Here is a 9,691-nt window from a genome sequence, read left to right as displayed (position 1 = left end):
GGCGTATTGTTTGAAGAAGTCCAAGAAGCCTATACCACCCAAATCTGTTCGTGCTGCGGTGAGATCACCTCAAGTAGTCCAAAAGGTAAGACAGATCTTGGAATAAGAGAATGGGAGTGCATGAGCTATGGTACAGCTCATGATCGAGATATAAACTCAGCTCTAAACATTCTTGCGCTTGGGCATAAGCGTCTAGCTGTAGGAATCACCCTCTTTTAAGGGGGGGAGGATGTCAAATATTCCAAAATAAATTAAAACCAATATGACTGGTCAAAAAAAAAGCACACAGTTCTGTGTGCTTTTTGAAAACTTGGAAGATTTAGCCAGTGTTACGCAAACCTGCCGCAATACCCGCGATGCTAACCATCAACGCATGGTCGACTGGGGTATTTTCAGCTTGACGCTCGGCAAGGTATGCACGGCGGCGTTTCATCAGTTCGGCTTGTAGTAAATGTAGCGGCAATAAATAAGGCTTACGCACCTTCATGGATTGGTCGAGCACATCGTTACTGCTGAGTAATTTCGATTCACCTTTGAGTGCTAATAGCGTTTGTACCGCATCACGTAAACGCTGACGTAACTCTTCGCCCAACTGTTTGAGGTCTGCGTCATCAGTCAGATGAGACTCATAATACAGCGCCACATGACCATCGGCTTTGGACAAGACCATTTCCAACATATCAATCAGGGTTTGGAAATACGGCCATTGCTCTAACATTTCTTCGAGTGTCTGCTTTTGACCTTGATCAATCACTTGATTAATCGCAGCACCAGTACCGAGCCAAGCAGGAAGCATCAAACGGATTTGCGTCCATGCGAACACCCAAGGAATCGCACGTAATGACTCAATCCCACCGCTAACTTTACGTTTGGCTGGGCGTGAGCCGAGCGGTAACATTTGTAGTTCCAGTTCTGGCGTTACAGTCCGTAGGTATTTTACAAAATGCGGATTTTCACGCACGGTTTGACGATACACCTGTACCGACAGATCCGTCATGCTGTGCATGAGCTGACGCCATTCCTGTTTCGGTTCAGGCGGTGGCAATAAGGTCGCTTCTAAGGTCGCAGCGGTGTAAATTTCCAAGTTTTGTAAGGCAATGCCTTCTAATCCAAACTTGAAGCGAATCATTTCCCCTTGTTCTGTGACACGGATCGCCCCTGAAATCGAACCTGGTGGCTGTGAAAATAGGGCTTGCTGTGTCGGCGCACCACCACGGCTGATTGAACCGCCACGGCCATGGAATAATGTCAGTTGTACATCATGTTTTTTCGCAACTGCGGTTAATTCTTCCTGTGCACGATACTGCGCCCAGTTTGCCGACATAAAGCCCGCATCTTTGGCTGAGTCTGAATAGCCAATCATCACTTCGTGTTTACCCTGAATATGCTGCTTATACCAATGCATATTAAATAGGGTATTCATGGTACGGGCTGCACCATCCAAATCTTTCAGGGTTTCAAATAGCGGAACCACACGCAGGGCTTGCTTAATACCTGCTTCTTTTTGGAGTAATAACACAGCCAAAACATCACTTGGATGCTCTGCCATCGAAATAATATAAGCACCTAAACTTTCAGCAGGTTGTTCGGCTAGGGTACGCATCGTGGCTAAAACTTCTTGTACATCAGGATGTTCAATCAGACTTTGTTTAGGTTCATTCAAAAACTTAGGTAGCAGCGGGCGCTTACTTTGTAGTTCCTGAATTAAGAAGTTTTGACGCGCTTGTTCTGTCCACGTTTCAAAATTACCCAAACCTAAGTATTCAGTTATTGCTGAAATTGCTTGGCGATGACGAGTCGACTCTTGGCGAATATCGAGTTTGAGTAATTCGATACCGAAACAATTCACTCGATGAATAAAGTCGAGTAACTGACCATTGGCAATTTCAGGTAAACCGCTGTCAATCAGAGAGCGATAGCAAACCAACAGTGGATCAAGCAACTCATGGCGGCTTTTAATGACTTGGCTATCGTCCGCATCTTCGCCACGGAGTTTCAGTGCCAACCAGTGACGAGTGGCTTTGAGGCGTTCACGTGCATCACGTAGATATTCACGATACGGTTCAGGGTGGAAATGACCCAAGGCATCACTAAGCTCTTTGCTGCATTCTTGAATCGAAAGTTCCCAGCGCAGGTCTTCGATATCGCGTAAATACAGGTCGGCAGCTTTCCAACGTGAAAGCCACAGCACTTCTTGAGTAATGTTATGGGTGACGTTTGGGTTGCCATCACGGTCACCTCCCATCCATGATGCAAAGCGCACAGGGGCAACATTTAAAGGCAAGGTCTTGCCACAATGATCTTGAACCATGCCATCCAATTCACGCATGAATTTGGGTACAGCATTCCACAGGGTCTGTTCAATGGTCGTGAAGCCCCATTTGGCTTCGTCGACAGGCGTCGGGCGATGTTGACGAATTTCATCCGTTTGCCATGCCGAGCAAATCAGTTGTTTTAAATCATCCAGTACGGCTTTGCGTTCGCGTGGCGTAAGTTTTTGTTGATCCATTTTAAACAGGCAATCATTAATCCCATCATATTTCTGGATCAAGGTACGGCGGCTGACTTCAGTTGGATGTGCAGTCAGGACCAGTTCAATTTTTAATTCACAGATTTGTTGGAACAGTTGTTCTGCACTGATGTTATTGCTTTTAAATTTTTCAAATAAATGATCCAGTGGATTCGGTGAGGGTGCCTGCTCATCAAACTCACTTTGGCGACGGCTACGCACAACATTGTACTGTTCGGCAATATTGGCAAAGTTGAGAAAGTGCGTAAATGCACGGGTCAGTGGCAGAATTTCTTCATCTTTTAAATTTAAAAATAATTGTTCTAACTGTTTTTCAGCTTCAACTTGTCCATCGCGCGCGCCTTTAGACAAAGCACGAATTTGCTCTACTTGATTAAACAAATCTTGTCCTGCATGCTGCTTTAGGGTTTCACCTAATAAATTGCCCAGTAAGCGCACGTCTTCACGTAATGGAGCATCAATTTGTTGAATCATTTGTTATTTCTCCGCGTATTCCTGTCTCGACTATACCCCGAAAGTGCTGTGGCAAAAGGGGGGTACAGACAAAAGTCGGATGACTTTTCTAGGTAAATGAGCAGTAGCTATGCCATTTGTTTCAGTTTAGCCTTGAAATATTTCAGAAAATGCTTAGCTCTGTGTGCCGAGTTGATATTTCAGCATAAAGATGTCGATGGCAGAGTGAATAATGGCCTGTCGCTCTGCTGTTTCAGGTACTGGGCGCATGCCCAATAAGACTTCTTGATGGCGTAGTCCCATCAGTAGCGACACAATCAGTTCAGTTTGTCGGGCAGGGTGATCCTGCTGAATGAAATTTAAAGCTGCTGCGTCTTGAAAAAAGTTTTCCCAGACTTGGCGCATTTTTAAATGTGAGGCACGGAAAAACTGTTCCACCAAGGGACTGTGTTCGGCAGCCAACTCCAAAAGTAATAAGTCCAGTTTAATGGCTTCTGGCAAATTCATGATGTTCAGCCCCAACTCACAAATTTCAACGAAAGCCTGCATAAAATGACTTTCGCTGTGCAGATGTCGCGGGCGGGTATTCAAAATATATTCACAGGTGTCTTCAATCGCACTGGTAAATAAGGTGGCTTTGTCCTGAAAATGGTTATAGACCGTCAGTTTGGTGACCCCTGCATGTTGCGCAATCTGATTCATGCTGCAACCGTGATAGCCCATTTCTAAAAATAATTGTTTTGCAGACTCTAAAATCCGTTGTCGTTTTTCTAAGTCTTTCGGGCGGCCGACATTCATTTGCTGAAAAAATTCCAAAAAAGGCGAAAAGGTCATTGATTTAGGATAATTAATCTAATTAATGTACCGTATGGTTTATTAATTAAAAAATAACCAAATTAATTGAATAATATTCTGCCCTAAAAAAGACTTTTTATTAAGAGCGAACTTCATGAGTACGATTAAGATCACAGTTGTCAGCATGATTATCGTTTGCAGTGTGGCCTTATGGGGATGCAGCAAGGATAAAGCCCAAACGGAACAGGAAGTGCCATTTGTGATGGTGACTCAGCCAGGCGCCACACATTTTGAACAAAAAAGTTATGCGGGTGATGTACAAGCACGCCAGCAAACAGCTTTAGCGTTTCGGGTTGGCGGTCAAATCACTGAGCGCTATGTCGATGTTGGAGACCAAGTCCGAGTCGGGCAAGTCTTGGCAAAATTAGACGTCAAAGATGCACAATTACAACTCAATGCTGCGCAAGCACAGCTTGAAAGCGCACGTTCCGCAGCGCAAATTGCTGAAGATGAATTAAAGCGCTTTAAGCAATTATTGCCAGTCAATGCTGTGAGTCGTTCGCAGTACGATGCGGTGGAAAACCAATATAAAGCAGCACAGTCGAATTTAAAGCAAGCGCAATCCAATTATGATGTGAGTCGTAATCAGACCGGTTATAACCAATTAATTGCCAATAAAAATGGGGTCATTACTGAGCGTAATATTGAGATTGGTCAAGTGATTGCAGCAGGACAACCGGCATTTCAATTGGCGATAGCAGGTGAACGTGACGTGGTCATTGGTGTGCCTGAACAAGCGGTTACTGAAATTAAAACAGGGCAGGATGCATGGGTTACCTTGTGGTCGAAACCACAGGAAAAATTTGCAGGCTATGTACGTGAAATTAGTCCTGCTGCCGATCAGTCTCGTACTTATAGTGTCAAAGTGGCATTACGTGAAGGCAATAGCGCCATTCAACTGGGGCAAAGTGCACGGGTATTTTTAATGTTTAAAACCGTACCACAGCAGTTTTTCCCACCGTCAAACCGTGCTGAAATTTTAGTGGATTTAAAGCTTGAGGAAGGTGCATCACTGAAAGCCACAGAAGCGGCCGTAAAAAAAGTCGAAGCGTTCTTGTCAAAAAAACAGGGCATTGATAATTTTGTGGCTTATGTGGGGACAGGTTCACCGCGGTTTTATTTACCTCTAGATCAGCAGTTACCCCAAGCCAGTTTTGCTCAGTTTGTGGTATTGGCTTCATCTTTAGATGATCGCAATGAGATCCGCCAGTCATTAGCAGAAGAAATCCGTAAGCTTTTACCTGAAGTACGTACACGGGTTTCACTTTTAGAAAATGGGCCACCTGTGGGTTATCCATTGCAGTTCCGCGTGTCGGGTGAAGATCTAAGCTTAGTGCGTGAGTGGGCACAACGCGTGTCTGCAAAAGTCAGTGAAAACCCGAACACCACCAATGTGCATTTGGATTGGGGTGAACCAAGCAAAGTCATTAAACTGGACATCGACCAAGATCGCGCACGTCAAATGGGGGTTTCCAGTCTAGATCTGTCCAATTTCCTGAATAGTTCAATCAGTGGTGCGGTGATTAATCAGTATCGTGAGAAACGAGAGCTGATTGAAATTCGGATGCGTGGTGATCAAGCGGAGCGATTGGATGTCGGTTCTCTCAGCAGTTTGGCTGTACCGACCAGCAATGGTGGTTCAGTGCCATTGGCGCAGATTGCGAAAATTGAGTATAGCTTTGAAGAAGGTTTGATTTGGCATCGTAACCGTTTACCGACCATTACTGTGCGCGCGGATATTCGCAGTAAATTGCAACCTGCAACGGTGGTGGGTGAGTTAAAAGATTCATTTGATCAGTTACGTGCAGAGATGCCGAATGGTTATCTACTCGAAGTAGGCGGCACTGTGGAAGAGTCAGCACGAGGCCAAACTTCTGTAAATGCAGGCATGCCATTATTTCTCGCAGTTGTCATGACTTTGTTGATGATTCAACTACGTAGCATGTCACGGGCGATGATCGTATTTTTAACTGCACCTTTGGGCATTATTGGCGTGGTGTTATTCCTGTTATTGTTCAATAAACCCTTTGGTTTTGTGGCAATGCTCGGCACGATTGCACTGTCAGGAATGATTATGCGCAATTCACTGATTTTGATTGATCAGATTGAACAAGATATTCAGTCCGGGGAGTCGGCTTGGGATGCGATTATCAATGCGACGGTACGTCGTTGCCGTCCCATTGTGTTGACTGCATTGGCCGCTGTATTGGCGATGATTCCACTTTCTCGCAGTATTTTCTTCGGTCCAATGGCCGTGGCGATTATGGGTGGATTGATCGTGGCGACCCTGCTGACCTTGTTCTTTTTACCTGCGCTATATGCACAGTGGTTTAAAGTGAAAAAAACTCAGCAGAATCCTTAAAAGTGTCATAATATTGGGTGCGAAATATTGAATTTTTCTCTATAGTAGCACCTGATCTACAAAGACATTTTTAAAAAGTAAAACTACCACAAGTGCAGCGCGGCATATTGTGGTGTACGGGGTTGAATCACAGATGACAGCAGAGAGTTTAGCTAAGTATCGCCGTTATATTGCGATTTCTTATGTCTTCATGTTTTTCGCTTTATTTACCCTGATTAGTGGTGTATTTGCCTACGGTTTTGCACGCAAAGTGACTCAAATCGATTCTACAGAAGTTTGGCTACAAGCCCAAGCGCTTTGGGTCATGCGCACCGTCGTGATTTATTCCATGATGGCCATTTTTGCCGCACTGTGGTTTATTCCTTTATTTTTCTATTATTGGGACACCTATCTTTGGGTGACTGCATGCACGGTAATTGGTGTGATCTTTTCTTCGATTGCCTTTTTGTATCTATTAAATGCATGGATCCAAGGTCTATCCAAATTCGTTAAAAATAAGGCTGTTTTCTAAGTCGATTTATTTTTTTCCTGCCTACCCCTTGAAAAAATGGTTTGATTCCCCAATTTCAGACCACAGTTAAGTATTAAATTAAATTCCGTGAGGAGCATCGCCAGACATGGCTAAACGTGATTATTATGAGGTTTTAGGTGTATCTAAAACCGCAAGTGATGATGAAATTAAAAAAGCCTACCGTAAGTTGGCGATGAAGTATCACCCTGACCGTAATCCAGATAACCCAGAAGCTGAAGAAAAATTCAAAGAAGCTGCAGAAGCATATGAAGTTTTATCGGACAGCGAAAAACGTAGTATGTATGACCGTATGGGACATCAAGCTTTTGAAGGCGGCATGGGCGGCGGCGGTGGCTTCGGTGGCGGTTTTAGCGCAGAAGATATCTTTAGTCAGTTTGGTGACATATTCGGTGGCGCATTTGGCGGTGGTGGCCGTGGTGGTCAGCAACGTGCACGCCGTGGTTCAGACTTACGCTATGTTATGGAGCTTACCCTTGAGGAAGCTGTGAAGGGCGTGAAAAAAACCATTACCTTTACTGCGCCAGCGCCATGTGATGCCTGTGATGGTAAAGGATCTAAAAATCCGAATGACGTTGAAACCTGTAAAACCTGTCATGGTGCCGGTCAAGTGCGTATGCAACAGGGCTTCTTCTCTGTGCAGCAAACCTGTAGCACCTGTCGTGGTCAAGGTAAAATCATTAAGAACCCATGTAATAAATGTCATGGTTCAGGGGTTTCTGACCGTCAGCAAACTTTAGAGGTGACCATTCCTGCAGGTGTGGACAATGGCGACCGCGTACGTTTAAGTGGCAAAGGCGAGGCGATCCGTGATGGCCAAGCAGGCGACTTATATGTAGAAGTGGTGGTACGTGAACACGAAATCTTCCAACGTGATGGCGCTGACCTATATATGGATGTGCCTGTAAGCATTGCAGATGCTGCATTGGGTAAAGAAATTCAAATTCCGACACTCGATGGTCGTGTGAGCTTGAAAGTACCTGAAGGGACTCAAACTGGTAAATTGTTCCGCTTACGTGGTAAAGGTGTGAAGCCTGTACGTACCAGCATGACCGGTGACTTACTCTGCCGTATCGTGGTGGAAACGCCTGTGAACTTAACGGCTCGTCAACGTGAATTGTTGAAAGAGTTACAAGACACGATGGATGGCGATGACAATAAATCATCTCCGAAGAAAAAATCATTCTTCGACCGTTTGTTTGATTAATTGAAATGATTTGCTTGAGTTCGCTGTGATGTGAACTCAGGTATAAAAAAGCCTGCATAATTGCAGGCTTTTTTATTGAGCGTTTTAAGGTTTCGGCTGTGCTGTAGGCGGTAATAAACTCTCATAGCTCATGTCGAGCCTATAGATATTTTTAAGACGCTGTAGCTGATGACGTGCTTCAGCCTCACGACCATTAAATGCCAATAAACGTGCATATTTAATGATGTGGTATTTCGCTGGATAGCTGCGAACCAATTTTTCAGTATCCTGAATGGTTTGTTCAGAAACGATGGAATATGGATTTAAACGAATAATCGCTACCCGATGTCTAAATTCCGTGAGTAAATAGATCGGCGCATGGTTGGTGATTTTCTCCGGTGTTTTTTCATATTTTGATGCCTGACCCAGCTGAATCGCTGCATTGGCATAATCACGATAAATCACCGTAATCAGCACAGCGCCAATCACGAAAACAATGCGGATAAACCACGGAGACAGGCTCAAAGTAGCCGTCTGTGGCTTCGCTGCTTGAAGAACCCCGATAATAAAACCCGCAGGCAGTAAGAAATATGCGTAGTTTTGCGGAAACTCCAACATGGCATGAATAACGAAGACACCGACCATCAATAGGCCAATCACAGATAATGCAGACTTGGCTAACTTCTGTAATTGAATGCCCCAATAGGCGAAATAGGCCAAGAACGGCACACCAATAATGGCGCCATTCCACAATAAGAAATCCAAAATAAAATTGTGTGAGCTACGAATCCAAACAGGCCCTTGCACCGTGTCAGAGATCGAGACAAAAGCGCTACTGGTTTGATGCCAACCATAGCCAAACCAAGGCTGTGCAGCTACGGCATGCGCCATTTGTTGCCAAATGGCTAAACGAGACATATCTCCACCAGCACGTTCAGCTACGTCACGACTTTCTTGAATATTCATGTCGGATATTTGGCTCATGATTTGACTTAATTTTGGCATCAATACAATCAGTGCCACAAAGCCGATAAACCAGGCCAAGCTGTAAAACCAGCGAAGACGGATATAATCTTTGTACTGTGCATAAGCCAAATAGACTAGGACACAGATACTTGCCACCCAAGAGGTGCGAGATTGGCTGAGCACGACCCCAATTAAAATAGGAATTGCACAAGCGACCAAATAGCGGGTTTTAACTTTTTGCTGTTCATATACATATAAGCAGGCTAACAAGGACATGAGCAGAAACGTGGCCATGTTATTCGGCTGAGCAAAGTTTGCAAATGGGCGCGTAGTTCCACTAATTTTCATCACAAAAGGAAGAAACGAGTCAAAATCTAGCCACTGACATATTGCGATGAGTCCGGTCATGACCCCCGAAGCAACAAAGGTATAGCTCAGGTATAGGAAGGTTTTTTCGCGTTTTTCCGTACCTTGCGAGAGGCTGAAACCAAGATTGATACATAGCCAGAAGCTGAACACAAACAGCATACAGAGTAAGGCAATACTAAAATAATACACCTGCCCAAAAGCCAATTGGACGAAGGGAATCAGCGCTAAGAGCAACAGGGGCAAGGAAATTTTTGCCACCATGAGCTTTTCTTTAAAGAAGGTTGCCGCTAAGGCAAACAGGGCAAAGAAGGTATAAAGCTCACCGGTATACGTGGCCCAAGGTCGGTAATGAATCGGAATCAGCCATGCCAGTGCAATACAGACTGCCGCACAAAGATACAATAGGGTTTTCATGAATATTCAAGATCAATAGAACGCGCC

At 44.5% G+C, this 9,691-nt stretch carries 6 protein-coding genes and 2 pseudogenes; 5 read left to right on the top strand and 3 right to left on the bottom strand.

Annotation, left to right across the window (positions count from 1 at the left end; all coding sequences use genetic code 11):
- On the top strand, nucleotides 1-219 hold a 219-nt coding region (locus FTU38_RS07025), incomplete at its 5' end, for a zinc ribbon domain-containing protein (protein WP_180059732.1).
- A gap of 100 nt (nucleotides 220-319) precedes the next feature.
- Here FTU38_RS07025 and ppc read toward each other — a convergent pair.
- Together ppc and FTU38_RS07015 are read right to left on the bottom strand one after the other, a co-directional pair.
- Entirely contained in the window at nucleotides 320-3,004 is a 2,685-nt protein-coding gene (ppc, locus tag FTU38_RS07020) for a phosphoenolpyruvate carboxylase (protein ID WP_180110864.1), read from the bottom strand.
- A 153-nt stretch (nucleotides 3,005-3,157) separates the two neighbouring features.
- Entirely contained in the window at nucleotides 3,158-3,781 is a 624-nt protein-coding gene (locus tag FTU38_RS07015; RefSeq protein ID WP_180110863.1) for a TetR/AcrR family transcriptional regulator, read from the bottom strand.
- A 151-nt stretch (nucleotides 3,782-3,932) separates the two neighbouring features.
- On the opposite strand from FTU38_RS07015, the pseudogene FTU38_RS17020 reads away from it, so the two are divergent.
- The 4 genes and pseudogenes from FTU38_RS17020 to dnaJ form a co-directional block, all read left to right on the top strand.
- Nucleotides 3,933-4,760, top strand: a pseudogene (locus FTU38_RS17020) (efflux RND transporter periplasmic adaptor subunit); the annotation flags it as partial.
- Nucleotides 4,758-6,200, top strand: a pseudogene (locus FTU38_RS17015) (efflux RND transporter permease subunit); the annotation flags it as partial. The pseudogenes FTU38_RS17020 and FTU38_RS17015, both read left to right, overlap by 3 nt.
- A 133-nt stretch (nucleotides 6,201-6,333) precedes the next feature.
- Nucleotides 6,334-6,711 (top strand): hypothetical protein, encoded by a 378-nt coding sequence (locus tag FTU38_RS07005; protein ID WP_180003650.1) that lies wholly within the window; start codon nucleotides 6,334-6,336, stop codon nucleotides 6,709-6,711.
- Nucleotides 6,712-6,817: 106 nt separating this feature from the next.
- The gene (gene dnaJ, locus FTU38_RS07000) at nucleotides 6,818-7,936 is read left to right on the top strand and encodes a molecular chaperone DnaJ (RefSeq protein WP_111885156.1); all 1,119 of its coding nucleotides are present in this window, start codon (nucleotides 6,818-6,820) and stop codon (nucleotides 7,934-7,936) included.
- Nucleotides 7,937-8,020: 84 nt separating this feature from the next.
- Here dnaJ and FTU38_RS06995 read toward each other — a convergent pair whose 3' ends face one another.
- Nucleotides 8,021-9,664: a PglL family O-oligosaccharyltransferase gene (locus FTU38_RS06995; RefSeq protein WP_180110861.1), complete on the bottom strand. Its 1,644-nt coding sequence runs from the start codon at nucleotides 9,662-9,664 to the stop codon at nucleotides 8,021-8,023.
- Between the last annotated feature and the right edge of the window lie 27 nt (nucleotides 9,665-9,691).

Source organism: Acinetobacter sp. YH12098 (assembly GCF_013419235.1).
GTDB classification, from domain to species: domain Bacteria; phylum Pseudomonadota; class Gammaproteobacteria; order Pseudomonadales; family Moraxellaceae; genus Acinetobacter; species Acinetobacter amyesii.
This window is presented reverse-complemented; position numbering and strand designations above follow the sequence as displayed.

What these genes read in the sequence shown, in the direction of transcription:
- FTU38_RS06995 (WP_180110861.1), bottom strand. Translation starts at nt 9,664, where the DNA reads ATGAAAACCCTATTGTATCTTTGTGCGGCAGTCTGTATTGCACTGGCA.
- dnaJ (WP_111885156.1), top strand. Translation starts at nt 6,818, where the DNA reads ATGGCTAAACGTGATTATTATGAGGTTTTAGGTGTATCTAAAACCGCA.
- FTU38_RS07015 (WP_180110863.1), bottom strand. Translation starts at nt 3,781, where the DNA reads ATGAATGTCGGCCGCCCGAAAGACTTAGAAAAACGACAACGGATTTTA.
- ppc (WP_180110864.1), bottom strand. Translation starts at nt 3,004, where the DNA reads ATGATTCAACAAATTGATGCTCCATTACGTGAAGACGTGCGCTTACTG.
- FTU38_RS07005 (WP_180003650.1), top strand. Translation starts at nt 6,334, where the DNA reads ATGACAGCAGAGAGTTTAGCTAAGTATCGCCGTTATATTGCGATTTCT.